31 protein-coding genes and 3 tRNA genes are annotated in these 25,257 nt (G+C 69.8%); 15 read left to right on the forward strand and 19 right to left on the reverse strand.

The annotated features are described in order from the left end of the window. Nucleotides 1-191 precede the first annotated feature (191 nt). The gene (locus AFR_RS00790; RefSeq protein WP_014687221.1) at nucleotides 192-401 is read left to right on the forward strand and encodes a BldC family transcriptional regulator; all 210 of its coding nucleotides are present in this window, start codon (nucleotides 192-194) and stop codon (nucleotides 399-401) included. A 78-nt stretch (nucleotides 402-479) separates the two neighbouring features. Here the strand turns inward: AFR_RS00790 and AFR_RS00795 are convergent, their stop codons facing one another. Continuing rightward, nucleotides 480-851, reverse strand: a complete 372-nt coding sequence (locus tag AFR_RS00795) for a PPOX class F420-dependent oxidoreductase (protein WP_023357388.1) — start codon at nucleotides 849-851, stop codon at nucleotides 480-482. An 18-nt stretch (nucleotides 852-869) separates the two neighbouring features. On the opposite strand from AFR_RS00795, the gene AFR_RS00800 reads away from it, so the two are divergent. Genes AFR_RS00800 through AFR_RS00815 form a run of 4 tightly spaced genes read left to right on the forward strand, consistent with a single transcriptional unit; the run spans nucleotide 870 to nucleotide 4,121 of the window. Continuing rightward, the gene (locus AFR_RS00800) at nucleotides 870-1,646 is read left to right on the forward strand and encodes a class I SAM-dependent methyltransferase (RefSeq protein WP_023357389.1); all 777 of its coding nucleotides are present in this window, start codon (nucleotides 870-872) and stop codon (nucleotides 1,644-1,646) included. After that, nucleotides 1,643-2,203 (forward strand): RNA 2'-phosphotransferase, encoded by a 561-nt coding sequence (locus AFR_RS00805; protein WP_023357390.1) that lies wholly within the window; start codon nucleotides 1,643-1,645, stop codon nucleotides 2,201-2,203. The genes AFR_RS00800 and AFR_RS00805 overlap by 4 nt, the downstream gene beginning before the upstream one ends. 56 nt (nucleotides 2,204-2,259) lie before the next feature. Beyond that, a complete protein-coding gene (locus AFR_RS00810; protein WP_023357391.1) occupies nucleotides 2,260-2,829 on the forward strand; it encodes a hypothetical protein in 570 nt (189 codons plus the stop codon). Beyond that, nucleotides 2,826-4,121: a PrsW family intramembrane metalloprotease gene (locus AFR_RS00815; protein ID WP_023357392.1), complete on the forward strand. Its 1,296-nt coding sequence runs from the start codon at nucleotides 2,826-2,828 to the stop codon at nucleotides 4,119-4,121. Before AFR_RS00810 ends, AFR_RS00815 begins: the two co-directional genes overlap by 4 nt. Nucleotides 4,122-4,124: 3 nt before the next feature. On the opposite strand, the gene AFR_RS00820 is transcribed toward AFR_RS00815, so the two are convergent. Beyond that, the gene (locus AFR_RS00820) at nucleotides 4,125-4,373 is read right to left on the reverse strand and encodes a hypothetical protein (protein WP_023357393.1); all 249 of its coding nucleotides are present in this window, start codon (nucleotides 4,371-4,373) and stop codon (nucleotides 4,125-4,127) included. A 185-nt stretch (nucleotides 4,374-4,558) separates the two neighbouring features. Between AFR_RS00820 and AFR_RS00825 the strand changes: the two genes are divergently transcribed. From AFR_RS00825 to AFR_RS00835, 3 genes are read left to right on the forward strand one after another with little or no spacing between them, the layout of a single operon-like run. Beyond that, complete coding sequence (locus AFR_RS00825) at nucleotides 4,559-4,978, forward strand: PaaI family thioesterase (protein ID WP_023357394.1); 420 nt, start codon at nucleotides 4,559-4,561, stop codon at nucleotides 4,976-4,978. 37 nt (nucleotides 4,979-5,015) lie between these two features. After that, nucleotides 5,016-5,405 carry a hypothetical protein gene (locus AFR_RS00830; RefSeq protein WP_023357395.1) on the forward strand — a complete coding sequence of 130 codons (390 nt, stop codon included), beginning with the start codon at nucleotides 5,016-5,018 and terminating at the stop codon, nucleotides 5,403-5,405. Next, nucleotides 5,402-6,079 carry a DUF2786 domain-containing protein gene (locus AFR_RS00835; protein ID WP_023357396.1) on the forward strand — a complete coding sequence of 226 codons (678 nt, stop codon included), beginning with the start codon at nucleotides 5,402-5,404 and terminating at the stop codon, nucleotides 6,077-6,079. The genes AFR_RS00830 and AFR_RS00835 overlap by 4 nt, the downstream gene beginning before the upstream one ends. Here AFR_RS00835 and AFR_RS00840 read toward each other — a convergent pair. Continuing rightward, nucleotides 6,076-6,393 carry a hypothetical protein gene (locus tag AFR_RS00840; protein WP_023357397.1) on the reverse strand — a complete coding sequence of 106 codons (318 nt, stop codon included), beginning with the start codon at nucleotides 6,391-6,393 and terminating at the stop codon, nucleotides 6,076-6,078. The genes AFR_RS00835 and AFR_RS00840 overlap by 4 nt on opposite strands. Nucleotides 6,394-6,555: 162 nt before the next feature. Between AFR_RS00840 and AFR_RS00845 the strand changes: the two genes are divergently transcribed. Further along, the gene (locus AFR_RS00845; RefSeq protein WP_023357398.1) at nucleotides 6,556-6,984 is read left to right on the forward strand and encodes an ATP-binding protein; all 429 of its coding nucleotides are present in this window, start codon (nucleotides 6,556-6,558) and stop codon (nucleotides 6,982-6,984) included. A gap of 37 nt (nucleotides 6,985-7,021) precedes the next feature. Beyond that, complete coding sequence (locus AFR_RS00850) at nucleotides 7,022-7,327, forward strand: STAS domain-containing protein (RefSeq protein WP_158510502.1); 306 nt, start codon at nucleotides 7,022-7,024, stop codon at nucleotides 7,325-7,327. On the opposite strand, the gene AFR_RS00855 is transcribed toward AFR_RS00850, so the two are convergent. From AFR_RS00855 to AFR_RS00870, 4 genes are all read right to left on the reverse strand, one after another. Next, nucleotides 7,324-8,361 carry an SGNH/GDSL hydrolase family protein gene (locus AFR_RS00855; RefSeq protein ID WP_148307834.1) on the reverse strand — a complete coding sequence of 346 codons (1,038 nt, stop codon included), beginning with the start codon at nucleotides 8,359-8,361 and terminating at the stop codon, nucleotides 7,324-7,326. The genes AFR_RS00850 and AFR_RS00855 overlap by 4 nt on opposite strands. A gap of 116 nt (nucleotides 8,362-8,477) precedes the next feature. After that, nucleotides 8,478-9,026 carry a hypothetical protein gene (locus AFR_RS00860; protein ID WP_023357401.1) on the reverse strand — a complete coding sequence of 183 codons (549 nt, stop codon included), beginning with the start codon at nucleotides 9,024-9,026 and terminating at the stop codon, nucleotides 8,478-8,480. A gap of 70 nt (nucleotides 9,027-9,096) precedes the next feature. After that, a complete protein-coding gene (locus AFR_RS00865; protein ID WP_023357402.1) occupies nucleotides 9,097-10,305 on the reverse strand; it encodes an RNA polymerase sigma factor in 1,209 nt (402 codons plus the stop codon). Next, nucleotides 10,293-10,664, reverse strand: coding sequence for a YciI family protein (locus AFR_RS00870; protein ID WP_041841639.1), 372 nt, complete (start codon nucleotides 10,662-10,664; stop codon nucleotides 10,293-10,295). The genes AFR_RS00865 and AFR_RS00870 overlap by 13 nt, the downstream gene beginning before the upstream one ends. Nucleotides 10,665-10,763: 99 nt before the next feature. Here AFR_RS00870 and AFR_RS00875 point away from each other — a divergent pair, with 99 nt between their 5' ends. After that, complete coding sequence (locus AFR_RS00875; protein WP_023357404.1) at nucleotides 10,764-11,192, forward strand: nuclear transport factor 2 family protein; 429 nt, start codon at nucleotides 10,764-10,766, stop codon at nucleotides 11,190-11,192. Nucleotides 11,193-11,200: 8 nt separating this feature from the next. Here the strand turns inward: AFR_RS00875 and AFR_RS00880 are convergent, their stop codons facing one another. The 8 genes from AFR_RS00880 to AFR_RS00920 all read right to left on the reverse strand — a co-directional run bounded on the left by AFR_RS00880 (nucleotide 11,201) and on the right by AFR_RS00920 (nucleotide 16,864). Next, nucleotides 11,201-11,560, reverse strand: a complete 360-nt coding sequence (locus tag AFR_RS00880; protein ID WP_148307835.1) for a DUF4352 domain-containing protein — start codon at nucleotides 11,558-11,560, stop codon at nucleotides 11,201-11,203. A gap of 566 nt (nucleotides 11,561-12,126) precedes the next feature. Next, nucleotides 12,127-12,203: transfer RNA gene (locus AFR_RS00890), tRNA-Phe, on the reverse strand. Between the two features lie 34 nt (nucleotides 12,204-12,237). After that, nucleotides 12,238-12,311 (reverse strand) — tRNA-Asp (locus AFR_RS00895). Nucleotides 12,312-12,358: 47 nt separating this feature from the next. Beyond that, nucleotides 12,359-12,431, reverse strand: a tRNA-Glu gene (locus AFR_RS00900). Between the two features lie 122 nt (nucleotides 12,432-12,553). Then, the gene (locus tag AFR_RS00905; protein WP_023357407.1) at nucleotides 12,554-13,612 is read right to left on the reverse strand and encodes a MerR family transcriptional regulator; all 1,059 of its coding nucleotides are present in this window, start codon (nucleotides 13,610-13,612) and stop codon (nucleotides 12,554-12,556) included. Further along, a complete protein-coding gene (idi, locus tag AFR_RS00910) occupies nucleotides 13,602-14,192 on the reverse strand; it encodes an isopentenyl-diphosphate Delta-isomerase (protein WP_023357408.1) in 591 nt (196 codons plus the stop codon). The genes AFR_RS00905 and idi overlap by 11 nt, the downstream gene beginning before the upstream one ends. After that, complete coding sequence (gene crtI / locus AFR_RS00915; protein ID WP_193786345.1) at nucleotides 14,189-15,676, reverse strand: phytoene desaturase family protein; 1,488 nt, start codon at nucleotides 15,674-15,676, stop codon at nucleotides 14,189-14,191. The genes idi and crtI overlap by 4 nt, the downstream gene beginning before the upstream one ends. 30 nt (nucleotides 15,677-15,706) lie before the next feature. Beyond that, nucleotides 15,707-16,864, reverse strand: coding sequence for a polyprenyl synthetase family protein (locus AFR_RS00920; RefSeq protein WP_041841640.1), 1,158 nt, complete (start codon nucleotides 16,862-16,864; stop codon nucleotides 15,707-15,709). 66 nt (nucleotides 16,865-16,930) lie between these two features. Between AFR_RS00920 and AFR_RS00925 the strand changes: the two genes are divergently transcribed. Both AFR_RS00925 and AFR_RS00930 read left to right on the forward strand, forming a co-directional pair. Next, nucleotides 16,931-17,836 (forward strand): phytoene/squalene synthase family protein, encoded by a 906-nt coding sequence (locus tag AFR_RS00925; protein ID WP_023357411.1) that lies wholly within the window; start codon nucleotides 16,931-16,933, stop codon nucleotides 17,834-17,836. A gap of 1 nt (nucleotide 17,837) precedes the next feature. After that, nucleotides 17,838-19,172, forward strand: a complete 1,335-nt coding sequence (locus tag AFR_RS00930; protein ID WP_023357412.1) for a cryptochrome/photolyase family protein — start codon at nucleotides 17,838-17,840, stop codon at nucleotides 19,170-19,172. Between the two features lie 137 nt (nucleotides 19,173-19,309). Here AFR_RS00930 and AFR_RS00935 read toward each other — a convergent pair whose 3' ends face one another. Next, nucleotides 19,310-20,143 carry a hypothetical protein gene (locus AFR_RS00935; RefSeq protein ID WP_041840495.1) on the reverse strand — a complete coding sequence of 278 codons (834 nt, stop codon included), beginning with the start codon at nucleotides 20,141-20,143 and terminating at the stop codon, nucleotides 19,310-19,312. Nucleotides 20,144-20,236: 93 nt separating this feature from the next. Further along, entirely contained in the window at nucleotides 20,237-21,328 is a 1,092-nt protein-coding gene (locus AFR_RS00940) for a serine hydrolase domain-containing protein (protein WP_041840496.1), read from the reverse strand. 38 nt (nucleotides 21,329-21,366) lie between these two features. Between AFR_RS00940 and AFR_RS00945 the strand changes: the two genes are divergently transcribed. Then, nucleotides 21,367-22,728 (forward strand): dihydrolipoyl dehydrogenase family protein, encoded by a 1,362-nt coding sequence (locus AFR_RS00945; protein WP_023357415.1) that lies wholly within the window; start codon nucleotides 21,367-21,369, stop codon nucleotides 22,726-22,728. Here AFR_RS00945 and AFR_RS00950 read toward each other — a convergent pair. Both AFR_RS00950 and AFR_RS00955 read right to left on the reverse strand, forming a co-directional pair. Beyond that, on the reverse strand, nucleotides 22,725-23,105 hold the full coding sequence (locus tag AFR_RS00950; protein WP_023357416.1) for an ATP-binding protein: 381 nt from the start codon (nucleotides 23,103-23,105) through the stop codon (nucleotides 22,725-22,727). The two genes, AFR_RS00945 and AFR_RS00950, sit on opposite strands and share 4 nt — an antisense overlap. 79 nt (nucleotides 23,106-23,184) lie before the next feature. After that, nucleotides 23,185-24,042: an MEDS domain-containing protein gene (locus AFR_RS00955; protein ID WP_023357417.1), complete on the reverse strand. Its 858-nt coding sequence runs from the start codon at nucleotides 24,040-24,042 to the stop codon at nucleotides 23,185-23,187. Between the two features lie 99 nt (nucleotides 24,043-24,141). Between AFR_RS00955 and AFR_RS00960 the strand changes: the two genes are divergently transcribed. After that, nucleotides 24,142-24,996, forward strand: coding sequence for a Rieske (2Fe-2S) protein (locus tag AFR_RS00960; protein WP_023357418.1), 855 nt, complete (start codon nucleotides 24,142-24,144; stop codon nucleotides 24,994-24,996). Nucleotides 24,997-25,257 lie beyond the last annotated feature (261 nt).

The following is a 25,257-nucleotide window of genomic DNA, read 5'->3' on the forward strand; positions in this document are numbered from 1 at the left end:
TGATAATCGGTCCAAACAAGACACTTTCTGGCGTAGAAAACAGGTATTAATCGGGCATGCTTCAACCGTCTATCTAGGGACGTTCGGCCGTTCGGCCCATGTCGGACATCGGGGACTAGCCGGACCATGAGAGACGCACCGGCCGGCGGGACCCCGGCCGATGTCTTTAGGTACCTGTGGAGGAGTGACCGATGGCATCGCGTACGCATGATCCTGAGCCGCTACTCACGCCGGCCGAGGTGGCGTCGATGTTCCGTGTCGACCCGAAAACCGTCACCCGGTGGGCCAAGGCGGGCAAGCTCAGTGCAATTCGCACCCTGGGCGGGCACCGTCGCTACCGTGAGTCGGAGGTTCGCGCCCTGCTGCAGGGGCAGATTCCCACGCAGCGCCAGGGCGACTGAACGAACCGCAGTCGACCGAGAGATCGATAAAGGGGCGAATGCCGCAGGGCAGTCGCCCCTTCTTCGATCTTCAGGACATCAGGAAACCAGAACGGCGACCGTGCCGTCGACGCCCCGGCGCAGACGGCTGCCCAGCATGGTGAGCCGGCCCATCAGGCCGTACTTCCGCTGAAGCGTGGCGCCGATCCGGCGGCGGTCGGCACCGTCGCCGATCCGGGCCGTCGCCTCGACGGCCTCGCCTTTGACGTTGCCGCGCACGTCGCACGGCGCCAGGGTGACCCGTCCGCTGTTGCGGATGCGCTTGACCTTGCCGGTGTCGGCGGGCGTCCAGAACGCCACGCCCGTGCCGTCCGGGACCACCCAGAGCGGCGTCGCCACCGCCCGGCCGTCGCGCCGGAACGTGGTCAGCAGGACGTACTTCTCGGAACCCAGTTGCTCCAGCGTCGGCATGGGCCAAGAGTAATGACAATGGATGAGCCACCGCTCGGAGACGTCTTCGGTGACCTGGTGCGCGACGCGTACGCCGTGCGTACGGGGATCGGGCCACGGCCGCTGGCCGGTGGGCGGGTGCCCCGGCCGGTCATCGAGATCATCGAACGCGACGACGGGCTGATCAACGGCGCGCCCGCCGACCACTACCTCGCCGAGCCGGACGAGTGGCAGCCGCACGACCATCGGGCCCTGCGGCTGGTGCGGGGCGCGGTGCTCGACATCGGTGCCGGCGCCGGGCGTACGGCCCTGGAGCTTCAGAAGCGCGGCATGGCGGTCACCGGGCTGGACACCTCGGCCGGCGCCATCGAGGTCGCGCGCAAACGGGGGCTGCGGGACACCGTGCTCAACACCGTCGACGCGTACGCCCGCTCGACCGCCCGCTACGACACGTTCCTGCTGCTCGGCAACAACCTCGGGCTGATCGAGGGGCCGGAACGCGCACCGGCATTCCTGGCGGCGCTCGCAGAGCTGGCCCGTCCGGGCGCCCGGATCATCGCGCAGGGCACCGACCCGTACGGCACGACGGACCCCGTCCACGTGGCCTATCACCAGCGCAACCGGGACCGGGGGCGGCTCGGCGGGCAGCTGCGGTTGCGGCTGCGCTACCGGCTGCTGGCGACCGACTGGTTCGACTACCTCAACTGCTCGGTCGACGAGCTGGAGCAACTGCTCGCGGGCTCCCCGTGGCGGTTGAATTCCGTCGACACCGCCGACCGGCCTTACTACCTTGCGGTCATGGAGCTGAGGACATGACCGCCCTGACCCGGGAGCAGGTCCGGCTCAGCAAGCGGCTGTCGCTCGTGCTGCGTCACCGGCCCGAGACCGCCGGCCTCACCCTCGACCCGAACGGCTGGGTGCCGGTCGCCGAGCTGCTCGCCGCGCTGAAGATCTCCCGCGCCGACCTCGACGCCGTGGTCGCCGGCAACGACAAGTCCCGCTTTGCCGTCGCACCGGGCGCCGACGGTGCCGATCGGATCCGTGCGAGCCAGGGCCACTCCCGGCGGGTGAACGTCGACCTCGAGCTGGCCGCGGTCGAGCCGCCGCCGGTCCTCTTCCACGGAACGCCCCGGGCGAACCTCGCCTCGATCAGGAAAGAGGGCCTGCGGCCGCGGAGCCGCAACCACGTCCACCTGTCGCCCGACGTCCCGACGGCCCTGGTCGTCGGTCGCCGCCGCTCCACGGACGTGGTCGTCCTCGAGGTCAGGGCGGGGGCGATGGCCGGGTCCGGTCACGTCTTCCACCGCAGCGAGAACGGTGTCTGGCTCACCGCGACGGTGCCTCCGGAGTTCCTGCGCGAACGTTCGGAGTAAACGGACAAAACGTTCTATGCCGAGAGACCTCGCGTACCGCCCGTTAGCGTATTGGGATGGGGTGGGTCACGCGGCGTCAGCTGACCAACCTCCTCGGTGCGCTCAGCCTCGTCGCGGCGCTCGCCGGCATCGCCGTCGGACTGCCCGCATTGGACCGCCGGTTGCCCTCCGACCGCCCCGTTGCGACCGACCGCCCGTACGTGATCGGTGCCGGTGTGACCGTCGTCCCACCGCCCGGATCGCGCATCGACGTCACCGAGACCAGACCGACCGACGACTCGGGAACGGTCCTGTTCCGGCTCGGGCCGGTCCGCTACCTGATCACGGTGCGGCCGTTCGACGGTGACCTCGCCGCGGCCGCGGTCGGTCTCCGCCAGCGGATCACGGGTACGTCCGGCTATCAGGTCACCGGCACCGAGCTGACCGTCGCCACCGGCACGGGTCTGGCCGGTCTGCAGGGCGGTTACACGGCGCCGGGCCGTGGCGGCCGCTACGCCGTGTTCGTCGCCGACGGCCACACCATCGAGGTAACCGTCAGCGGCGCCGACCTCGACCTCGGCCGGACCCTGCCCGCGATCGACGCGAGCACCAGGACCCTGCGATACGACCCGGAGGCGACCTCGTGACTGCCGAGCCCCGGCTGCGCAGTGCCCGGACCGCGCCGGTGCAGCCCGGGGACACGCCGGGCCTGGGGCTCATGCGGCTGCCCGCGTTCTGGGTCGTGCTGGCCGTCCTCGTGGCCGGCGGGGTCCGGATCGCCATGATCGGCGGGCGGTTCGCCGGCACCTATCCGCTCGCGACCCTGACCGCCGTCGCCCTCTTCGCGCTGCTGGCCGTCCCGTTCTGGTTCGTCGTCAGCGAGCTGGACTTCCTCGAGCGGGAGCCGCCCGCGCTGATGGCGCTGGCCTTCGCCTGGGGTGGTCTGGTCGCCACGTCCGTGTCCATCCCGGGCAGCGCGGCGCTCGACGACCTCATCGCCAAGCTCGGCTCACCGCACCTCGCGGCCGACTGGGGAGCCGCGCTGGCCGGGCCGACCGTCGAGGAGATCGCCAAGACCCTCGGCGTGGTGGCGATCGTGCTGGTCGCCCGGGCGCAGGTCAACAGCGTGCTCGACGGTGTCGTCTACGGCGCGATGGTCGGTCTGGGCTTCCAGATCATCGAAGACATCGTGTACGCGCTGGGCGCCGTCGCGCTCGCCGGCCGTGGCGACCACATCGAGCCGGTGCTCACGACGTTCCTGCTGCGGGGTTTCCTCGCCGGTCTGTGGAGTCACACGCTCTTCGGCGCGCTGGCCGGCGCCGGCATCGGCTATCTGGTCGTCCGCGCCGACCGGGGCTGGCACACCCGGCTCGGCGTCGCGATGCTCGCGGTCTTCGGCGCCTGGGCGTCACACGTGCTGTGGAACTCGCCGCTCTTCCGCGATGGTCTCGGCAACGGTGCTCTGGCCCTGCTCGCGGTGCTGGTCTTCAAGGGCCTGCCACCACTGCTGCTGATCATGGTGCTGGTCCGCGCGGCACACGACCGCGAGGCGGACTACTACGCCGCTCAGCTGGCCACGCTCGACGACCCGGAACTGATCACCCCGGACGAGCTCGAGGCTCTGAAAGCCGGGTCACGACGGGCCAGCGCCCGCTGGCACGCCCGCACCCGGGCGGGCTTCCGGGCCCGAGCGGCCGTACGCCGGCTCCAGCGTGCTCAGGCCCAGCTGGCGGTCGAGCTCAGCCGTGGCCGCACCGACCTGGAGCCCTGGTGCCACGAGGTACGCCGGCAGCGCCGCATCCTGGCGGGCCTCGGTCACCCGGAGGCGATCGCGCCCGAGGGGAAAGGACCGTGGCGCCGGACCGCCTCGACGGTCTTCACCACGGCCCTCGCCATCGCCGTTCTCTGGGCCGCCATCAGCACACTCGGCGGCGGCTGATCGTCAGATCTTAGGAGGCAGGCCGCCGTCGCCGTCCACGATCGTGTCCGGGGTGCCGTCCTCGTCCAGGTCGACCATGGTGATGTCGACCTTGCCGTCGCCGTCCGTGTCGAACTGGAACAGGTCGGCCTTGCCGTCACCGTCGGTGTCGGAGACCCAGACGTCGGGCTTGCCGTCTCCGTTCGTGTCGGTCGCAAGCAGGTCCACGCGGTCGTTGCCGCGGGTCTCGACGATCTCCTGGGGCTCACTCATGAACTGTCTCCTCGGTGATGCGTCGGAAAGCGTTCTGCCCAACGTAGGGCCCGGGTCGCCCCCTCGCGACCCGGGACCGAGATCGAATCTAGAGACCTGCCGCTCGTGTTTGCTCCCGGGAACGTGCCAGCCGGTGTGACCGAAGTCGCTGGCGGCCCCGCAACTCACCGGTAACGTAGCCCGGCATGAGTACAGCGGCGGACGGCTTGCAGAAGCTCTTCGGCAGCGCCGGCGGCGGCGCGCTCGGCGAGCGGATGGGCATCGACATCACCGAGGCGACCCCGGAACGGGTGGTCGGCACGATGCCGGTCGAGGGCAACACGCAGCCCTACGGCCTGCTGCACGGTGGTGCGTCGTGCGTGCTCGCGGAGACGCTGGGCTCGGTCGGGGCGGTGCTGCACGGTGCGACGGTCGACCGTCCGTTCGCCGTCGGGGTCGACATCAACGCCACGCACCACAAGGGTGTGCGTTCCGGGGTCATCACCGGGGTCGCGACGCCCGTGCACCGGGGCCGCACGGCGGTGACCTACGAGATCGTCATCACCGACGAGGACGGCGACCGGGTCTGCACGTCCCGGATCACGTGCCTCCTTCGGGGCGCCTGAGCGGCGTTTCTTGACGGATCCGCGTACCTTTTCCCACGTGACGGACATACCACAGCACGCCCTGGACGACGCGGCGCAGGTGCTGCACTGCGCGCTCAGCGGCGACAGCGACGCTGTGGTGGGGACCTTCGACGCGGTCGTCGACCGGTCGGGGGTCGTCGGGGCGTACGACGTGGCTTGGTGTCTCGCTGCGACGATGGTGGGACAGAACGTGCCCAGGGGTGCCTGGACACTCGACTTCCCCGGGATCGACGACGCGCGGTACGACAAGCGCTGGGTGGCGCGGTTCGTCAGCGCGTACGTCAACGGCGACATCTCCACCGGTGAGGCCCTCTTCGGCGCCGCGATCGCCGACGGCCAGCTCCCTGACTGCCTGCTGGCATTGGCGGGTTCGACTGTGGCGACTCTGCGGCATCGGGCGGCATGAGCGACGATCCGCTGCTGGCTCGGGTCCGGAAGCTGCTCGCGAAGGCCGAGGATCCCGCCTGCACGCCGGCCGAGGCGGAGGCGTTCACCGCCAAGGCCGCTCAGCTGATCGCCAAGTACGGCGTCGACCAGGCGTTGCTCGCGGGCGCCGATCCGGCCCTCGATCCGGTGGGTGACCGTGTGGTGACGGTCGTGCCGCCGTACGCGAGGGACAAGGCCGGGTTGCTCGGAGCCGTCGCCGTTGCGATGCGCTGCCGGGTTGTTCATCTGGAGCGCCGCGGCGCGGCGCGGATCCATCTGTTCGGCCATGCCGCCGACCTGGAACGTGTCGAGCTGCTCTTCACGTCGCTGCTCGTGCAGGCCGCCCACGGGCTGGCCGCCACGGCGGTGCCGAGCTTCGACCATCCGGCGGCGTTCCGGCGTTCGTGGCTGGTCGGCTTCACCGAGGCGATCCGGAACCGCCTGACCGAGGCGGAGCGTGAGGCGGCCGCGGACGTTCCCGGCGCCGCCCTCGTGCTGGTCGACCGCACCGAGCTGGTGGACCGCAAGCGCGACGAGACCTACCCGAAGCTCATGCGGCTGGGGCCGCGCCGCCTGGCCGGCACCGGCCGCCGGCTGGGGTACGCGGCTGGCCGGACCGCCGACCTCGGCGGCACCGGCCTGCCCGCCAGTTAGATCCCGTCGGAGTTCTTGAGATAGAGCGCCTTCGCGTACTGCGCGGCGGCCGCCTCGTTGTACATGGTCGCCTGGGACATGTACCAGCCGTTGTCCGACAGCGCCTTCTTCGCCGCGGTCGTGCCTGACCAGCGGATGTCGGCGTCAACCTCGGACATCCCGCGCGCCTTGAAGTTGCGCCGCATCTGCATCTTGCCGGACCGGAAGTTCTCCGCGGCTTCCTCCGCCTGCCTCATGCAGGAGAACCCCTTCTCGCTCAGAGCCTCTGCCATGTTCCAGGCCGCCTGTTCCTCCGCGTTCTTGAACTTCAGCACGTCGTTCCTCCCGTGAACTTTGTTCCCGGATAGCTCTACGTAATGCACCGCCGTAGCGCTAGGTCCTCACGCGGAACTGCAAGAAAGGTCAAACTGGGCTCGGTGCGCCGCCCACGGGTGACGGCAGCATGATCATGAGCGTCATTGGGCAAGAAGACGAGCATGGCCTTCCTGAGCGCACAGTCACCGCCGGGCATGATCGAGCTGCAGAGCTGGGTGCTCGACACCCCGGCACAGCTACGGGTCCTGCGGGCCGGTCTGCACGAGGCCATCACCGGTCAGCCACTGCCGGCGGGTGCGCAGCTGGACGAGATCCCCGAGAAGATGGTCCTGGTGGCCACGGAACTCGCGACCAACGCCCTGCGGCACGGCCTGCCGCCGACGATCGTGCGGCTGGGGCGTACCAAATCGATCTTTGTCCTGGACGTCGCCGACCACAGCCCCGACGTGATCCCGCAGTACACCGACGACCGGCCGCCCGGTGCCGGCGGGCTCGGGCTTCAGCTGGCGAAGAAGTTCGCGCTGGAGATCGGCTGGTACATCGAGGACGACACCAAGCACGTGTGGGCGGAGTTCCCGGTGGCGGACTGATTTATGATCACGGAACTGCCGATTTTCCGAGGTGTACGTGACCGAACCGACTTACCAGATCACCCGCGAGGCCGCCGTTGTCCGGCTCGCCGGTGACTTCGACATCAACGCCCGCGACGAGCTGCGAACAACACTCCTCGAAGCCATCCACGCCGCCGGCCCCGCCGAGGTCGTGGTCGACTTCGACGAGGCGGCGTTCCTGGACAGCGAGGCGATGGGTGCGCTGATCGAAGGTCTCAACGCGGGTCGTGAGGCCGGTGTGCCGTTGCGGATCGTGAACGCCAAGGGCCTGGTGCACCGGGTGCTCGAGGTCTCCGGCGTCCTGGACCTCTTCAACGCCTAGACGTTGAGCAGGTTGCCCGGGCCGGTCCACTTCTCGATCGTGCGGGTGCGCTTGACGAGCTTGCCGTCCACGCGTACCCGGTAGCTCTTCTGGACCGACCGCAGCGTCAGCCAGGCACGGACCCGGCGCTTCACGCCGTCGATCTCGACCGTCGCGGTCCGCAGCTTCCAGGTCCGGCACTCCGTGCGGTGGTGGGTCTCGCCGTCGACGACGGCCTTGAAACCCAGGCACCGGTACGCCGTACGCGCGCGGTACGGGTTGGCGCCCGTGTCACCGGAGGTCCCGTAGACCCGTGACATCGCCCGGTACCAGTTCCAGGCCATCTTCGAGTAGCCGAACTCGTTGGGGTGCCGCAGGTCGTGCAGGTCGATGCCGCCGACGGAGGACTGGTCCACGAGGGTGATCAGCGGGTCGTTCTTCTCCGCGACCAGCTTCGGGATGAGGCGGTTGTAGGTGCGGCCGTTCGCGAGCTCCCGCGGCGCACGGGCACTGATGATCTTCGCGACGAAGATGCGCGCCTCGGGGCGTGCCGCCCGGATCTGGTCGATCAGCGCGGAGAGCTTGCCGGCGGTGGCGTAGGGACCGTCACCCTGCTTGAGGTTGTTCGTCCCGGCGTGGAGCAGGACGACGTCGGGGCGGGACTGGGACAGCCACCCGTCGAGCTCCTCGGACAGCTCGTCGATGCTCCAGCCGCCGTGACCCTCGTGCTGGATGTCCGTGCCGGTGCCGGAAGCCTGCGAACCGACGTAGTTGATCTGCAGGCCGCCCTTGAGCAGACGCTGCGCCAGGTCCATCCGGTACGAGCTGCGGTTCGGCCCGCCGGTGCCGAGGGTGATCGAGTCACCGAGGGGCATGACGCGCAACGCGGTGAAGGTGGCAGCCTTCGCGTCGTCGGCCTTGACCGTGGCGGCGGGGTCGGCCTTGGCGGCCTCCGACGTACCGGTCCCGGCGATCAGGCCGATGGCCAGCAGTCCGGTTACGGCCTTGATGCCCAGGCGACGCGCGCCCACCCACTTGTGCCCAGCAGATCCCACGACGGCCCCTCCAAGTCGCCAGCACTGACGCCGGAAAGATCGGGTGCGGGCGGGGCCATACGAGACCCGGCAGGTAGCCGTGAGTTGTGATCAAGGTGCAAGATCCGGCCGGGTGGTCAGCCGATGATGACGCCCAACCCGAGCAGCAGGCCGAGACCCCCGAGGATGCCGAGCACGACCCAGCGCTTGTCGACGTGCACCCGGCGTGCGTACGCCCGGGCCGCGAAAACGAAGAGCAGTCCGGGAACGCCCCAGATGAGCCAGGTCGCCCCGAAGTTGAACCACCCCTCGGCGCTCATGTTGCTGATTCCCTTGTTGATCGGCTCCATGACGCCGGTCAGGATCAGCGCCTTCACGACCGTCTCGGCGATCGGATAGGCCAGCTGGACCGCGGCGGCACCCCACAGCCCGGCGAGCAGCAGCCAACCCGGCACGAACCGCCCCCACCCCGCAATCGAGGCGACGGCCAGCAGGACCGTGACCAGCCGTAACACGATCGCCAGGACGACCACGCCGTTGTCGGTGAGGGTCTTGCCCTGGAAGAACGTCCAGAGGACCACGTTGCTGGTCACAAGGCAGAAGATGCCGATGTACCAGGCTGCGGCGAGGGCCGGCCACCTCGGCGACGTCGAGCGGCCGGTCGCAGGCGCATCGATGACGGTCATAGGTTCAGCCTCGTCACCACCACCACGGCGGACAATCGGGCACACCCCGGATCCGCCTCAGGGATGCCCCCTAACCCAGCGCGGCAGCCCGCGAGGCGAGGTAACGCTGCTCCGGCACGCTGAGCGTCAGCCGGGCCGCCTCAAGGTAAGCGGCGCGGGCGGCGCCGAGGTCACCGGACATCTCCAGCAGATGGGCGCGGACGGCCACAACCCGGTGATGGCCGCGCAGCGCCGGATCGTCTTCGGCCAGATCGAGCTGGGCCAGCCCGAGCTCCGGCCCGTGCACCTCGGCCAGGGCGACGATCCGGTTCAGCTGCACCATCGGGCCGGGGGCAAGCGCGCAGAGCATCCCGTACAGCGCGAGGATCTGCGGCCAGTCGGTGTCTGCGGCGCTCTCCGCCTCGTCGTGGATCGCCGCGATCGCCGCCTGCAACTGGTAGGGCCCGATCGGTGCGCTCTCCAGCGTGGCGGTGATCAGCGCGACCCCCTCGGCGATCGAGGCGGCGTCCCACAGCGAGCGGTCCTGCGCCGCCAGCGGCACCGGAGTGCCGTCCGGCCGGGTGCGCGCCGGCCGGCGGGCGTCGGTGAGCAGCATCAGCGCCAGCAGCCCGGCCACCTCACCGTCGTCCGGCAACTGCGCCCGCAACTGCCGGGTCAGCCGGATCGCCTCCGCGGTCAGCTCCCCGCGGTGCAACAGCACCCCGGAACTGGCCGTGTACCCCTCGTTGAAAATCAGATACAACACCTGGCGTACGGCGACCAGCCGCTCCTCACGCTCCTCCGCCGGCGGCAGGCTGAACGTGGCACCGGCGTCCCGGATCTTCTGCTTGGCCCGGCTGATCCGCTGCCCGACGGTCGCCTCCGGCACCAGCAACGCCCGGGCGATCTCCGCGGTGGTGAGCCCGCCGACCGCACGCAACGTCAGCGCCACCTGCGACCCGGTGGTCAGCGCCGGATGGCAGCACAACATGAGCAGGGTGAGCGAGTCGTCGACCTCGGGCACGGCCACCGGCCCCGGCTCGTGCACCACGGCCTCCTCCCGCCGCCGCCGCGCACTCTCACTCCGCAACAACTCGATCCGCCGCCTCGCAGCAACGGTGATCAGCCACCCCTTCGGACTGGCCGGAACTCCCTCCCGCGGCCACTGCTGCGCAGCCGCGAGCAGCGCCTCCTGCACGGCGTCCTCACAGGTGTCGAAGTCGCCGTACCTCCGCACGACCGCACTGAGGACCTGCGGCGCGTACTCCCGCAGCAGGTCCTCGATGCTCAGAACTCCCACTCGCTCATGTCGAGAACCGGTCGCACCTCAACCTCGGTGTACGCCGCGTCAGGCACCTTCGCCGCCCAGCCGATCGCCTCGTCCAGCGACTCGACGTCGATCAGATAAAAACCTGCGAGATGCTCCTTGACCTCGGCGAACGGCCCGTCCGAGGCGACTGTCTTCCCGTCGCGTACGGAAACCCACCGGGCCAGCGACGGATCCCCCAGCCCCTCGGAGGAAACCAGCACCCCGGCCTTCGCCATTTCCTCACTGAGCTGCAGATGCCCCCGCCCGAACTCGAACCGCTGCTGCTCGCTGAGGGTCTCCCACACGGCCAGGGAACGCTCGTTCGACTGAATCAGGATCAGGTACTTCATCGGTGCCTCCACGGGTCGCCGGAAATTCTTCCACCCGGGACGTCGAAGCGGCCCCGCCTGCTTCTACATCCAGGTGACCGACTCCGAAAGGCAGAACCCATGGACTCCGCAAAGATCACCCAACTGGTCCACCACCGCGCCGCCGCCGTAAGCGCCAAGGACGCCGCCGCGATCGTGGCATCCAACGGCCCGACCATCGTCGAATACAACCTGGCGCCGCCGCTCCGCCAGCCGTCCGCCGGCCGCGACCCGGTCCCGCTGGAAAAGTGGCTGGCAACTTTTGAAGGCCCGATGAGCATGCAGGTCACAGATCTGGAGGTCACGGTCGACGGCGAGGTGGCCTTCACGACCAGCCTGAATTGCCTGACCGCGACCCCGGCGGGCAGCACGGAAAGCTTCAGCCTGTGGTTCCGCGCGACCCTCGGCCTCCGCAAAACCAGCGGCGAATGGCAGGTCGTCCACTCTCACGAGTCGGTCCCGTTCGACATGGACGGGACGTTCCAAGCCTCCATCAACCTGCATCCCTAGGAGGTTCCTCAGGTCAGCATCCACTCCGGGGTCTGGGCGGCGACGCCGGGTTTCAGGCTGAGGCGAAGCCGGGTGAGCTCGGCGTCCTGTGGCATCTCGAACACGATGGTCCGGGCGAACTCCCACCTCGGTTCGATCAAGGCGTCGGGAAACGCCGCCAGGGCCGCGGTCATGGTGGTGTCGCGCTGGTACCACTCGTCCTTGGCGTCGGCGACCCACGCGTACTTCTGCAGCTGGGCGATGAACGGGACGGTGCCGGTGTTCTTCGCGTTCACAGTGACCGACACCAGCCGGTCGCCGGTCGCGGGTTTCAACTCCGGGAAGCTTGACAGCTCCGGGTCCTCCACGCGCACGACGGAGATTGTCATCTGTTCACCGTTGTCGCCATTCATGATCACGGAGCCATCGCGAGGAACGGTGCCGCCGGCTGGGACGGGTGCCGGGCTTGAAGGCATGGTCGGCGGTGTCCAGCTGGGGCTGGCTGTCACCCGGGCAGGAAATGTGGAGGCGGAGGCCTGCGGCGCCGCAGCGGTGCTGGTCTTGATGTTCCAGCCGGCGAGCATCCCGCCGAGGGCGGCCACGACGGCCACCGCGATCAGGGCCGCCCAACGGGACCAGTGCGGCTGCGCCGGGGGAGATGGCGGCACGAGAGGATGTTGCGAGGGCGCGACAACTGGGGACGAGGGCTGGTCGGCGGTGTCCCTGTGCCGGCCGGCCCGGACCGCGAGCGCCCCACCGGCAGCGGCCACGCCGGCCACGGCGACGAGAACCATCCAGAGGGGGCGCTTGCGCCGGCTCTGACGTCGAGGCGGCGCGGTCATGCTCCACGCATCGACAGGGCCGGCGCAGGGTTGAGGACAATCAGTGCCCGGACAGCAAAACGCCCACCGTGCGTTTCCGCAGGTGGGCGGTGCTCAAAGCCCGGCGAGAGGCTTGGTGGCCAGGGGCGGGGTCGAACCGCCGACCTTCCGATTTTCAGTCGGACGCTCGTACCAACTGAGCTACCTGGCCTTGCCGCGCTGTGTGCGCGGACCTCGCTGTTTTGCGGTCCTGACGGGACTTGAACCCGCGACCTCCGCCTTGACAGGGCGGCGAGCACTCCAACTGCTCCACAGGACCTTGCTGTGCTGCTACTTCCTATCACGTACCCGACCGAGGTCGGTCCGTACCCCCAACGGGATTCGAACCCGTGCTACCGCCTTGAAAGGGCGGCGTCCTGGGCCACTAGACGATGAGGGCAACCCCGCCATCATTGCATATTTCCACTTCCGGCGGCGTGGGCCCCAACCGGCCCGCTTGGGGCTTGGAAAGCATACGTGATCCTGTGCCTCTCCTCCAAACCGGTATCCCTTCGGCCGCGTTCACGGCTCTGACCTGCGGGGATGCGGGGTGACGGCGAGGGCGACCAGGCGTACGGCCTCGGTGAGGCTGCCCAGCGGGGTGATGCCTTCGGGGAGATCGTCCATCGACCAGCCCGGTCCGGCTGCTGCCGCAAGCAGGGGGCGGTGGGGTCCGCTGAGCACGATCGCCCACTGGTCCGGGTCGCCCGTGGACGGCAGCTGGGACCACAGGACGACCGCTGTGGGCCCCGTGCGGGTGATCGCGTCCCGCAGCGCCTCGGGCGGCATGCGGGCGCCCAGGAGCCTGCTGGGGACGCCTGCTTGGGCCAGGGCGGCGGCGAGGGCCTCCAGGGGCAGTGTGTGTTGTTCTTCGTCGGCTGCGGCGAGGAGGACGCGGGGGGATTCGAGGCCGGTGGGCCGGGAGACCGTGCCCAGGACTTCGGTGATGCCGCGGGAGATCAGGTGTTCGACTTCGATGAAGCGTTTGGTGGCCGCGTAGCGTTCGCCGATGCCGATCAGCACCGGCATGATCACGTCTTCCCAGGCGGCGACTACGCCGCGGTCGGTGACGATCATTTCGAGGATGTCGCGGAGGGCTGGTGCGTCCAGGCGCATGGCAGCCCGGGCCAGGCCGCGGGCGGCCGGGCCGGCCCTTCCGGTACGCAGATTGTGGCCGCCACCGTCCCGTGCGGTGAACAGTCGCTCGGGCCACGTGTCGTAGGTGCCGTCGAGGACGGCATCGTCCTGGTCCACCAGGGATGGCAGGTCTTCCGAGGGGGCGAGGGGCGGTTCGGGGTCTTGCACGAGGACGACAGGTGCTGCGGGCAGCGGCTTGGCGAGGTCGATGGGTATCGGGATCCGCTGCGCCCACGCGGCTGCCTCGGCCGGGGCGACTCCCTGGCCGGTCAATCGACGCATGACCTGGAGCCGTGCGAGGTCCTCGGCGGTGTACCGCCGGTGCTGGCCGGGTACGTGGTGGCTCGGGCCCAGCCCGTATCGCTGGTGCCACGTGCGCAGTGTGGTCACGGCGACGCCCAGACGGCGGGCGACCGCCCCGGCCGTCAGGGCCTCATCGGCCACCCGACCGCTCCGGTGCGTCGTCGGCCGGCCGGGGTTGCGCCCGCAGGTGGGTGATGAGGGATTCGGCGACGCCGGGGAGCCAGGGCGCGTACGAGCGGAGGTCGTTCTCGAGTCCCGCGCTCAACTCGTCGAGGGTGACCCACCGGAGGTCGGCCACCTCGTCGGGGTCGGGCAGCGGCACGAGGTCCGCGGGGACGTCACCGATCAGCACGTGGTCGTACTCGTACTCCACACGACCCGTGGCCGGGTCTTCCGCGTAGTACGAGTACACGCCGGTCTCGGTGAGCTCGATGCCGTGGACGCCGACCTCTTCGATCAGGCGGCGGGCTGCTGCGGTGGCGGGTTCCTCGCCGGGCAGGGGGTGGCCGCAGCAGGTGTTGGCCCAGCGCAGCGGGAAGCGGGTCTTGACCGCCGCCCGCTGTTGCAGCAGCACCCGGCCGGACGGGTCGCGGAGGAACACCGAGAAGGCGCGGTGCAGCCGGCCGGGCGCGCGGTGTGCCTCGTCGACGGTGAGGGCGCCGACGGGTTCGCCGAGGGTGTCGACCAGTTCGACGAGGTGGGCCTCGCGTGATGCGGTCACTTCTTCGCGCCTCCGGTCACCCGGGACGCTGCCAGCTTCCCGGAGATCAACACCATCGGTACGCCCACACCCGGCTGGGTCCCGGAGCCGGTGAAGACGACGTTGCCGAGTGTCGGGTGCAGGTTCGCGGGGCGGAACGGTCCGGTCTGCGCGAACGTGTGTGCCGCGGCGAACGGGGTGCCGGCGGCCATGCCCTGGGCGGCCCAGTCGTCCGGCGTGATGATCTGTTCGACCTCGATGCCGTCGCGGAAGCCGATGTAACCGCGCTGCTCGAGCACACCGGCGAGCTCGTCGGCGTACCGGCGTCCGAGGCCGCCCTTCCAGTCCAGTGGGGCCTTGTCGAGGTTCGGGGTCGGCGCGAGGACGTAGTAGCTCTGCTTGCCGGCCGGGGCCCCGCTGGGGTCGCTGCGGGTCGGGTTGGTGACCAGCAGGGAAGGGTCGCTCATCAGCAGGCCCTGGTCGATGATCTCGTTGAAGGTGCCCTTCCACGCCTTGCCGAAGTGGATGTTGTGGTGGGCGATCTTCGAGTAGGTCTGCGTCGATCCGATGTGGAGCACCACACAGGACGGCGAGTACGTCAGTTTGCGCGGGCGCCGCGACTCGGGCAGCAGATCGCGGTACGCGACCGGAAGGTCCGGGTTGAGCACCACGACGTCGGCCGAGATGCGCTCGCCGGTGTCGGTGATCACACCGGTCGCGCGGCCGTTCGACGTCTCCACACCGGTGACCGTCGTCTCGTAGCGGAACTGCACCCCGTGCTTCTCGGCCGCTCCGGCCAGCGCCTTCGGCACCGCGTGCATGCCACCGCGCGGGAAGAACACCCCGGCCACCGAGTCCAGGTACGCGATGACGGCGTAGATGGCGAGGGCGTCGTGCGGCGCGAGTCCGGCGTACATCGCTTGGAACGAGAAGATGCGCTGGGTCCGGGGGTCGCGGAAGTATTGGTTGATCTTCGGCTGGAGCCGGCGGAAGCCGCCCTTGGCGAGCAGCTTCAGCAGGCTGAGGTTGACCAGGTCCAGCGGGGTGTCGAGGTTGCGGTCGATGAAGTTGTCGCGTTCGAGGTGCCACAGGCCGCGGGCGAAGTCGACGAACCGCAGGTATCCGTCGGCCTCACGCGGGCCGCAGACCTTGGAGATCTCGGCGGCCATCTCGACCGTGTCGGTGCGGACGTCGAGTGTGGAACCGTCGGGGTAGTAAGCCCGGTAGGCCGGGTTGACGGGCATGAGCTCGAGCCAGTCGGACAGCTCTTCGCCGACGGCGGCGAGTGGCTCGGCGATCAGCTCGGGCATGGTCAGGACGGTCGGCCCGGTGTCGAACTCGTATCCGCCGAGGGAGAGCCGGCCCGCGCGTCCGCCCGGCACCGCCTCACGCTCGACGACCGTCACCTGGCGCCCGGCCGCGGCGAGGTGCAGCGCGCAGGCCAGCCCGCCGAGGCCGGCGCCGACGACGACCACGTGGTCGGTCGGTCCAGTCACTTTTCGCACTTCACAGCTCCCGGGGTCGGAAAAGGTCAATCATGCCGGGCGGTCGGTCGAGGTGACCGCCAGCTCGGTCAGCGCGGCACGCGCATCATCGTGGATCGGCGCGCCGGCCAGCGCTTCGATGCCCTCCGCGACCCGGCGCCGGATCAGCGCCTCGACCTGCGCGACTGCGCCGGTCTCGACGATGACCTCGGTGCGGCGCGCGAGGTCGGCGGAGGAGATAGAACCGCCGGAGCCGTCGGCGGGGTTGACAGCTCCGGCGGGGTCAGGGTCCAGCTCGGCCCGCTGAGCGGGCGTGGCCAGCTGGCGGGCCAGCATGAGCAGGGCGGTGGGCTTTCCGGTACGCAGGTCGTCGCCGGCCGGCTTGCCCGTGACGACGGGGTCGCCGAAGACGCCGAGCAGGTCGTCGCAGAGCTGGAAAGCCTCACCGACCGCGATGCCGTAGGTGTTGTAGGCCTCGTCGACCGCCGCCACGTCGATGTCGACCGTGCCGGCCAGTGCCAGCCCGAACTGCAGTGGCCGCTGGACGGTGTAACTCGCGGTCTTGTGGCGGGCGACGAGCAGTGCCCGCTCGACGGACCAGGCGCTGGGCTCGGTCTCACCGAGCACGTCGAGGTACTGCCCGGCGACGGCTTCGATGCGCATGCGGTCGTAACAGGACCGCACGGCGAAGTGGGTGGTGGTGGAGAGCGCCGATCGGGCCAGCAACTGATCGGCCCAGACCAGGCAGAGGTCGCCCACGAGGATCGCCGAGGTGGTGCCGAAGTGGTCCGGGTCGCCCAGCCGGCCCGCGTTGCTGTGCTGGGCGGCGAAGATCCGGTGGGCCGTGGGCCCGCCGCGGCGGGTGGCCGAGTCGTCCATGACGTCGTCGTGGACCAGCGCGAACGTGTGCATCAGCTCGAGTGCGCTGAGCGCCGGCAGCACCGGCTCCACGGGTTCGTGCGGGCCCACGACGCCGCGCCATCCCCAGTACGCGAAGGTCGGCCGCAGCCTCTTGCCACCGGCCAGCACGAGATCCCGTGTCGTGCGGGCGAAGCGGCCGAGGGCCGGGTCGACGTCGTCGAGTGCTGTGGTCTGGCCGCTCAGGAACTCGGCCAGCGTGCCCTCGACAGCACGCACCAGATCGCCCGGAGAGACGGTCTGGCGAGGTATCCCGAAACGCGGGTTCCCCTCGAGGATGTCGTTGGCCACGGTCACGACGGTACCGTAGGCTGCCAGTTGCGTCGATTGCTGAGTCGATTTTGTTTTGGAGGGCCCGTGGAGATCGATCTGGCCGCCGCCTACGAGCGGTGCCGCGAGATACACAAGCGTCACGGGCGGACTTATTACCTGGCCACGAGGCTGCTGCCGAGCTGGAAGCGCCGTCACGTGCACGCGCTCTACGGCTTCACCCGCTATGCGGACGAGATTGTCGACCGGACGGAGGATCTGCCGCCGGCCGAGCGTGCCGCACGGCTGAATGCCTGGTCAGACGAGTTTTTGGCCGGTCTGGCCGGGGCGCCGACCGACGACCCGCTGCTGCCCGCGGTCCTGCACACGATCGCCGTCTTCGACCTCGATCGCTCCGACTTTGCGTCGTTTCTGCGCAGCATGGCGATGGACCTCACGGTCACCTCGTACGCGACCTACGACGACCTGCTCGACTACATGGAAGGCTCGGCCGCGGTCATCGGCACGATGATGCTGCCCATCCTGGGGTCCAGCGATCCTGCGGCCGCCCGCGAGCCGGCGCGTCAGCTGGGCTTCGCGTTCCAGCTCACCAACTTCATCCGGGACGTCGCCGAGGACCTCGACCGCGGCCGCACCTACCTGCCGGACTCGCACCTGGCGAAGTTCGGCGTCACCCGCGACGACCTGCAGGAAGCCCGTGCACTCGGACGTTCGACCCCGCAGATCAAAGCCCTGATCAAGTACGAGGTAGCCCGCGCCGACGAACACTACGCCGCCGCGGCTCCCGGGATCCCGCTGCTGCTGCCCGGCTCCCAGGCCTGCATGCGGACGGCCTTCGAACTGTACGGCGGCATCCTCGACGAGGTCGTGGCGGCCGACTACGACGTCTTCGTGCGCCGGGCGACAGTGCCCAACCAGCGCCGGGCGCGGGTGGCGGTGCGGTCGCTGCTCACCAGGGCGGGCACACCGGTGGCTGCGTCGGTTCGGGGCTGACATGCGAACCGCCGTTGTCCTCTTCACGCGTGACCTGCGGGTGCACGACAACCCCGCGCTCGCCTCCGCCTGCGCCAACGCCGAGCAGGTCGCGCCGCTGTTCGTGCTGGACCCGCGCCTGCAGACGCTCTCCCCGAACCGTGCTCGTTTCCTGCACCAGAGCCTGGCCGACCTGCGCGAGACACTGCGGGCCAAGGGCGGGGACCTGATCGTCCGGACCGGTGACCCGGTCGTCGAAGCGATCAAGCTGGCCCGCGAGGTCGGTGCCGAGGGGATCGCCCTGGCGGCTGACGTCAGCGCGTACGCCCGGCGCCGGGAGCAGCGGCTCGAGCAGGAGTGTGAGCAGCACCGCATCTCGTTGCGGCTGTTCCCTGGCACCACCGTTCTGCCGCCGGGCGGGGTGCAGCCGGGTGGGGGCGGCGGCCACTACAAGGTCTTCTCGCCGTACTACCGGGCCTGGGAGTCGGCGAAGTGGCGGGACGAGGTCGCCACGCCGCGCACGATCACGCTGCCGCCGGACGTCACCGTGGGGGATCTCCCGGAGGCGCCTGCGGGCGATTCACCGGCGGCGGCGCTCGGTGGGGAGACCGAGGGCCGCCGCCGGCTCGAGACGTGGCTCCAGCACGTCGGGCCGTACGACGATCTGCACAACGACATGCCTGCCGACGGGACTTCGCGGCTGAGTCCGTACCTGCGTTTTGGTTGTGTCTCGCCCCTGACCGTGGCGAACCTGGCGCGGGCGGTGGACGGGCCGGGACCGGCGGCTTTTGTCCGTCAGCTCGGCTGGCGGGACTTCTATTACCAGGTCACGGCGTCTTTCCCGGCGATCTCGACCCAGGCCTACCGCAAGTCCGGTGATGGTGAGTGGCGCAACGACGACGACGCGCTCAAGCACTGGCAGGAGGGCACAACCGGGGTGCCGGTGGTCGACGCGGGCATGCGGCAGTTGCGGGCCGAGGGCTGGATGCACAACCGCGCCCGGCTGATCACTGCGTCGTTTCTGACCAAACATCTGGGCCTGGACTGGCGCGAGGGTGTGCAGTGGTTCTTCCGTTTTCTGCTCGACGGTGACGTGCCCAACAATTCGGGCAACTGGCAGTGGGTCGCCGGGACAGGGAACGACACCAAGCCCTACCGGAGGTTCAATCCGATCCGTCAGGCAGAGCGGTTCGACCCTGACGGCGTGTACGTTCGTCGCTACGTTCCCGAATTGAAAGCGGTCGAGGGCAAAGCCGTCCACCAGCCGTGGCGGCTGCCGGAGGCGGTCCGCTCGGGCCTGGGTTATCCCGGGCCGCTCGAGTCGCACCGCGACGAGGCGGTCTGGCTGCGGCCCTGATCGGGAACAGCGGAGTTTCCCACCCGCCCGGTTCGCCGGACGGGAGCGGGAAGCGGGTCCTGCCGACCCGTTGCGTTCGTCCGTTGAAGGCCGGCAGGACCCGCGTCAACCTGCCCGGCAACGGGGGGTGGAAAACCTCAGGCCGGCAAGGTTCGCCAGGTGCCGTACCGGTGCACGGCGACTCCGGCGAAGGCCGCTGACTTGCGGGTGGCAGCGTCGACCTTCGCCAGTTCCTCCTGAAGCCGGCCTGCGCCCTCCTCGTGGAAGGTGCAGTGCGGGCAGTCCACCAGCGGCACGGTCTCGGCTCCCAGGCGTACGCGTTTCCCGGCGTTCTTCCCCCGGGTGAGCCAGTCCTGGCTGATCGCCATGATCGAGTTCGGGCCGACCGCGGTGTCGCGGTAGCTCATCACGGTGACGCTGTTGACCCGCCGCAGCACCTCGTCGGCCAGGTTCTTCTTGCCGACCTTGTACTCGCCGAACCAGAACGGCACGTCCGCGTCGATCGGCAGCACACTGCCGCCCCGCATCCGGTCCAGGAGCTTCAGGAACGCGGTCTCCGTGCCCTGCAGGTCGTCGGTCCAGCCGTCCGTCAGGTACGGCTCGACGTCGAGGTGGATGCCCGAGAAGATCCCGGTCGACACGACGGCCCGCTGCCAGGCGAGCGCCGCGGCGTGGTCGCCGACCCAGTCCGGATCGCCGCCCAGCGCCCGCAGCTTGATCTTCCTGGTGTCCGCGAGCTGCTTCATCTCCTGAAGTCGCGCGAGGTCACCGTTGGTCAGCACCGACGGTGCAACGTAGACGAAGATCTCGGAGACGTTCTGCTGGGCGGCCCACGGGACAACCTCGTCGGCCGGGTCGTCACCCCAGAGCCACATGGCCCGGGTGTTCGCCGGTGCCGCGGTGAGGCCGGCGCTGCCCGCGGACGAGGCCCCGGGCAGCGCCGCAGCGGCGACCATGAGAGTGACCGACACCAGTCCTGTTTGCCAACGCCCCCTCATGACCGCCCCGATTCCTGTTCGCGTGGATCCTGCTTCGCGAGGGGACAGAATCGGCGGCCGCGCCGGTCAGCTGAGAAGTCGCACCGAGGAAAGGGCAGCGTCGATCGCACCAACCCGGTCGAAGTCGCCGAGCTGCCGGGTCACGAAGGAGATGGCGTGCCCCGTCGCCGGGTCCGCCCAGGCCGCGTTGCCGCCGAGGCCACCCATACCCCAGGTCCCGTCCGGTTCCAGCTGCACACCGAGACCCCACGTCGTCGAGCTCTCGATGAAAAGATCCGGCCCGGTGAAGTGCGCGGCGGTGAGCTCGTCGACGAGCGCTGTGCTCAGCAACCGCCGGTCACCCAGAACGCCACCGGCCAGCAACCCCGCGTAGAACCGCGCCAGGGAAACCGCTGTGGCATGAAGGTTGACGGCCGGAACCACAGCGGTACGCCACAACGCGCTGTTGACCACGGCCAGGTCCCGGGCGCCGGGCGGGTTCAGGACGGCCCGTGCGCGCACCGAACCCGGCTCGCCGAGCATGAGGTCGGGCCGCTCCGGCCGGTCGAACTCCAGCTCGGCGCAGCGTGAAGGCTCGGCGGACCCGAAACTGAAGTCCAGCCCCCACGGGCCCGCGATCTCTTCGGCGACAAAACGAGCCGGTGGACGCCCGTCGACACGACGCACGATCTCGCCGAGCAGATGCCCGTAGGTGAGTGCGTGCTCGGCGGCGACGGTGCCCGGCGGCCACTCCGGCTCGGCGCCGGCGAGGTCGGCGCAGAGCAGATCCCAGTCGCTCCAGGCGGGCGCGTCCCGGGGTACGGGGAAGAAGGGCAGACCGGCGGTGTGCGTGAGCAGCTGGCGTACCGAGGCCCGGGCCCGGAAACCGGGCCAGTGCCGCGCGATCGGATCATCGAGCCCGACCAGGCCGCGGTCGACGAGCAGCAGCACCGCGAGCGCGATGACCGGCTTGCCTACCGAATAGACGTTGACCAGGGTGTTCTCTGTCCACGGCCGGCTTCGCGCGGAGTCGGCCCAGCCTTCCCGCAGGTCCACCACGGGCTCGCCGTGGCGCAGCACGCACAGCGCGGAACCCCCGCTCGGATGAGAGGCGAGTGCCTCCCGCACCGCCTCGTACCCGGGAGCGACAGAGCCGTCGACATTACGGTCCGCTGACATGGGCGCACCGTACCGGTGGGAGGTGGAAAGCTGACCGCATGGGCGAACCGCAGCAAGTGGACGTGGTGGTTGTCGGGCTCGGTGTCGGTGGTGAGGAGGCCGCAGGCCGGCTCGCACAGGCCGGCCTCGACGTGGTCGGCATCGAGCACACGCTGGTCGGCGGTGAATGCCCCTACTGGGGGTGCATCCCGACCAAGATGATGATCCGCGCCGGCAACGCGCTGGCCGAGGCCCGTCGCATCCCCGGCCTGGCCGGCAACGCGCAGGTCCAGCCCGACTGGGCGCCGGTCGCGCGCAGGATCCGGGAGGAAGCGACCGACACGTGGGACGACAAGGTTGCCGTCGACCGCTTCACCGGCAAGGGCGGCCACTTCGTCCGCGGACGCGCCACCATCACCGGTCCCGGCCGGGTCAAGGTCGATGACCAGGAGTGGACGGCCCGCCGCGGCATCGTGATCGCCACCGGCACCACGGCCGTCATCCCGCCGGTCGACGGGCTCGCCGGCACCCCGTACTGGACCAACCGTGAGGTCGTCGAGACCGAGACCCTGCCCGCGACGCTGCTGGTCCTCGGCGGTGGCGCGATCGGCCTCGAGCTCGCCCAGGTCCTCGCCCGCTTCGGCGTGCAGATCACGATCATCGAGGGCAGCGACCGCATCCTGGCGATGGAAGAGCCCGAATCCTCCGAGACCGCTGCCGCGGCCCTGACGGCCGACGGAATCAAAATCCTGACCGGTGTACGCGCACAGCACGTCAGCCACTCCACCGCGGGATTTGCGGTGACCCTCTCCGACGGCTCGACGGTGACGGGGGAACGCCTGCTCGTCGCGACCGGCCGTGCCGCCCGCCTCGGTGGTCTGGGCCTGGACACGATCGGCCTCGATCCGTCGGCGCGCTTCCTCGCCACCGACGAGTGGATGCGCGCCGGCGACCAGGTCTGGGGTGTCGGCGACGTGACCGGCAATGGCGCCTTCACCCACATGGCGATGTACGAGGCCGACGTGGCCGTGCGCGACATCCTCGGGCAGGGCGGCCCACCGGCGGACTACCACGCCAAGCCGCGCGTCACCTTCACCGATCCGGAGATCGGTGCCGTCGGGATGACCGAGAAGGAAGCCCGCGACGCCGGCCTCGACGTGCAGGTCGGCTACACCAGCCTGCCGTCGTCCTCCCGCGGTTTCATCCACGGACCGGGGAACGAGGGCTTCGTCAAGGTCATCGCCGACCGGTCCCGCGGTGTGCTGGTCGGCGCCACCTCGGCCGGACCGGCGGGTGGCGAGATGCTGGGCGCGCTGGCGGTCGCGGTCAAGGCCGAGGTTCCGGTGACGACCCTCCAGGCGACGATCTGGGCGTACCCGACCTTCCACCGCGCGATCGGCGAAGCCCTGCGGAGCCTCTAGAGCGCGAGTGTCGCGGTGATGACCGAACCGGCCGGTGACGTGGAGATACGGAGATCGGACATCTGCCGTGCGATCCACAGACCCCGGCCACCCGGCAGCTCGGGCGGGGGCAAGGTCTGACCCGCGTACGCCGGCTCGTCCAGACCCGGGCCGGCGTCGGTGACCTCGCAGAGCAGAGCGCCGTCCGCAACCCACAGACGCAGCCGTCCGGAACCACCACCGTGCCGGACGGCATTGCTGGCCAGCTCGTGGGCGATCAGCACCATCGTGTCCACAGTGCGGTCATCTGTCACCGCGGCGACGTGCGCGGCGACGGCCGACCGCACACCGTAGAGGGTGTCCTCGTCGAAACTCTGCTCGAGCAGAACCTCGGGCACCCGAGGCGCCGGGACCTCCCTCCGCCCTGCCCGCGGAGGCTGGTTCGGCGTGCTGTGACCGGGGGTGGCGCCGGTCAGCTCAGCGCTCACCATTGCGCACCAGCATCCGTAGGGCGGGGACGTCGGCGGCACCCGCCACCGTCAGCGTCCGCTCGATCGGCTCACCGCAGACCACGATCATCCGGCGCTGCTCGGGCAGGTTGGCCGCCGTCTGCAGGATCACCGCGGCGGCGCCGGCGTCGATGAAGCGCAGGTGGTTGAGGTTCAGGTGGACGTCACGGTCCAGGCGTACGGCCTCGGCGAGTGCGTCGCTCAGCGCGTCGGCGCCGGTGTAGTCGAGCTCGCCGGCCACTCGGACGCCCGGAGGAATGTGCTGGCGGCAGATCCGCAGCACCGGATCCTCGTGGTAGACCGTCGCGGCTACCGTGCGCGGATGAACGCGTGAGGCGTACCCGAGGGTCACGGGGTCGAAGCTGTCCCGGTCGTACTCGCAGATGGCGGTCAGCCGGCCCGCCGCGAACAGGCGGCCGACGTCCGACTCGAAGACCAGCAGCTGCTCGGCGTTGGCCTGCGGGCGCGCGGCCCAGCACATGTCGGCCGTGATGCGCAGACCCTGGTGACCGTTGCGCTCGGCGTCCGCGAGCTCCCGGGCGAGCAGCTCGACCATGGTCGACGCGTCAGGTCCGCTGCCACCACCCCAGAGCCGGTCACTGCGCACGACGCTCAGCTCACGACCGGCGTCCAGACCCCGTCCGACCAGATCAGCGCGGAGCTCGTCGACGCCCACCGCATCCGTGAAGCAGATGATCTTCTCGTTGCGGGCCTGACCGGCGGCGACAAAAGCGGCCAGGATGTCCAGCCGCTCCTCCGGGTCGGTGAACGTCAGGCACGCGTGATCGCCGGGACCGAGTTGATCCACCGGCGTCGTGGCGACCATGCTTTCTCCTCACGTGTAACCCGTGGCAACGCAACGTACCCGATGCGCGAGAGCCATACGCACAGGTTTGAGGTGCGTAGCGGGGGTAACACACTCCGCATGGTGCGCAAGGCGATCTTCCAGCTCGAGCAGGCAGACCAACTGGACGCTGTCAGCGATCGCCTGCAGGGCATCGTCCAGCGTGTGGCCAAGCCCAAAAAGCTGCGCGACCTGCTGCACGGCACCTGGCTCGGTCACCCGCTGCACCCCGTACTGGTCCAGGCCCCGGTCGGCGCCTTCATGAGCGCCGCGGTCCTGGACGCACTGCCCGGCCAGCGCCGGGCGGCAACCACTCTCATCGCCTTCGGTACGGCTGCCGCGGCGCCGGCGATCGCCGCCGGCTGGGTCGACTGGTCCTCCCTCTCCCGCGACCAGCGGAGGGTCGGCCTGGTCCACGCGAGCGCCAACGCCGTCGCCCTCCTTCTGTACGGGGGTTCGCTCGCTGCCCGCTTCTCCGGACGGCACGGGCTGGGCAAGGTCCTCGCGTACGCGGGACTCTCACTCGCTGGGGGCGGTGCCTATCTCGGCGGCCACCTCTCGTACGAGCAGGGCGCCGGGATGAACCAGGCAGCGGTCGAGCTCATGCAGCTCCCGGAGGACTGGGCCGAGGTCGGCGAAGTTTCCTCCCTGCCGGAGGGAAAGCCGACGGTCCGGACTATCGGCGACGTGCGCGTCCTCCTCTACCGCCTGGGTGACGAGGTCAGCGCCATGATCGAGCACTGTGGTCACCAGGGTGGACCGCTGGGTGAAGGTGACGTGGAGGGAAGCGGCGCCGACGCCTGTGTGGTCTGCCCGTGGCACGGAAGCACCTTCCGGCTCGTGGACGGAGCCGTCATGCACGGGCCGGCGGCGGGGGATCAGCCCACGCTGCGTACCCGTGTTCGTGACGGAGTGCTGTCCGTAGCCACGCCCTGATTCTGTTTTCGCAGGTGGCGGCGTTGTGGTCCGGGACACGGGGGGCCGATTTGGAGCCCGGGAAACGACCAGGTAATGTTTTGCAAGCCAGCAGGGAAACGGGCGAGGCAAGCAGAAGGAACTGACCGGGCAAGTAACACGGTCAGGGAGATCAGCTACCGGCCGTCCTGCTAAATCCTTCGAACTTCGGGATCGTAGCGATGCTGCCCTGTGCAGCTAGCCCCGAGCCCGGGACGAAGGGTGCGCTAGGTACGAACGGCA

The sequence above is a fragment of the Amorphoplanes friuliensis DSM 7358 genome (assembly GCF_000494755.1).
Classification (GTDB): domain Bacteria; phylum Actinomycetota; class Actinomycetes; order Mycobacteriales; family Micromonosporaceae; genus Actinoplanes; species Actinoplanes friuliensis.

Coding starts and splice junctions, on each gene's coding strand:
- AFR_RS00790 (WP_014687221.1), top strand. CDS start 192: ATGGCATCGCGTACGCATGATCCTGAGCCGCTACTCACGCCGGCCGAG.
- AFR_RS00795 (WP_023357388.1), bottom strand. CDS start 851: ATGCCGACGCTGGAGCAACTGGGTTCCGAGAAGTACGTCCTGCTGACC.
- AFR_RS00800 (WP_023357389.1), top strand. CDS start 870: ATGGATGAGCCACCGCTCGGAGACGTCTTCGGTGACCTGGTGCGCGAC.
- AFR_RS00805 (WP_023357390.1), top strand. CDS start 1,643: ATGACCGCCCTGACCCGGGAGCAGGTCCGGCTCAGCAAGCGGCTGTCG.
- AFR_RS00810 (WP_023357391.1), top strand. CDS start 2,260: ATGGGGTGGGTCACGCGGCGTCAGCTGACCAACCTCCTCGGTGCGCTC.
- AFR_RS00820 (WP_023357393.1), bottom strand. CDS start 4,373: ATGAGTGAGCCCCAGGAGATCGTCGAGACCCGCGGCAACGACCGCGTG.
- AFR_RS00825 (WP_023357394.1), top strand. CDS start 4,559: ATGAGTACAGCGGCGGACGGCTTGCAGAAGCTCTTCGGCAGCGCCGGC.
- AFR_RS00835 (WP_023357396.1), top strand. CDS start 5,402: ATGAGCGACGATCCGCTGCTGGCTCGGGTCCGGAAGCTGCTCGCGAAG.
- AFR_RS00845 (WP_023357398.1), top strand. CDS start 6,556: ATGGCCTTCCTGAGCGCACAGTCACCGCCGGGCATGATCGAGCTGCAG.
- AFR_RS00860 (WP_023357401.1), bottom strand. CDS start 9,026: ATGACCGTCATCGATGCGCCTGCGACCGGCCGCTCGACGTCGCCGAGG.
- AFR_RS00870 (WP_041841639.1), bottom strand. CDS start 10,664: ATGAAGTACCTGATCCTGATTCAGTCGAACGAGCGTTCCCTGGCCGTG.
- AFR_RS00875 (WP_023357404.1), top strand. CDS start 10,764: ATGGACTCCGCAAAGATCACCCAACTGGTCCACCACCGCGCCGCCGCC.
- AFR_RS00880 (WP_148307835.1), bottom strand. CDS start 11,560: ATGACAATCTCCGTCGTGCGCGTGGAGGACCCGGAGCTGTCAAGCTTC.
- AFR_RS00930 (WP_023357412.1), top strand. CDS start 17,838: ATGCGAACCGCCGTTGTCCTCTTCACGCGTGACCTGCGGGTGCACGAC.
- AFR_RS00940 (WP_041840496.1), bottom strand. CDS start 21,328: ATGTCAGCGGACCGTAATGTCGACGGCTCTGTCGCTCCCGGGTACGAG.
- AFR_RS00945 (WP_023357415.1), top strand. CDS start 21,367: ATGGGCGAACCGCAGCAAGTGGACGTGGTGGTTGTCGGGCTCGGTGTC.
- AFR_RS00955 (WP_023357417.1), bottom strand. CDS start 24,042: ATGGTCGCCACGACGCCGGTGGATCAACTCGGTCCCGGCGATCACGCG.
- AFR_RS00960 (WP_023357418.1), top strand. CDS start 24,142: ATGGTGCGCAAGGCGATCTTCCAGCTCGAGCAGGCAGACCAACTGGAC.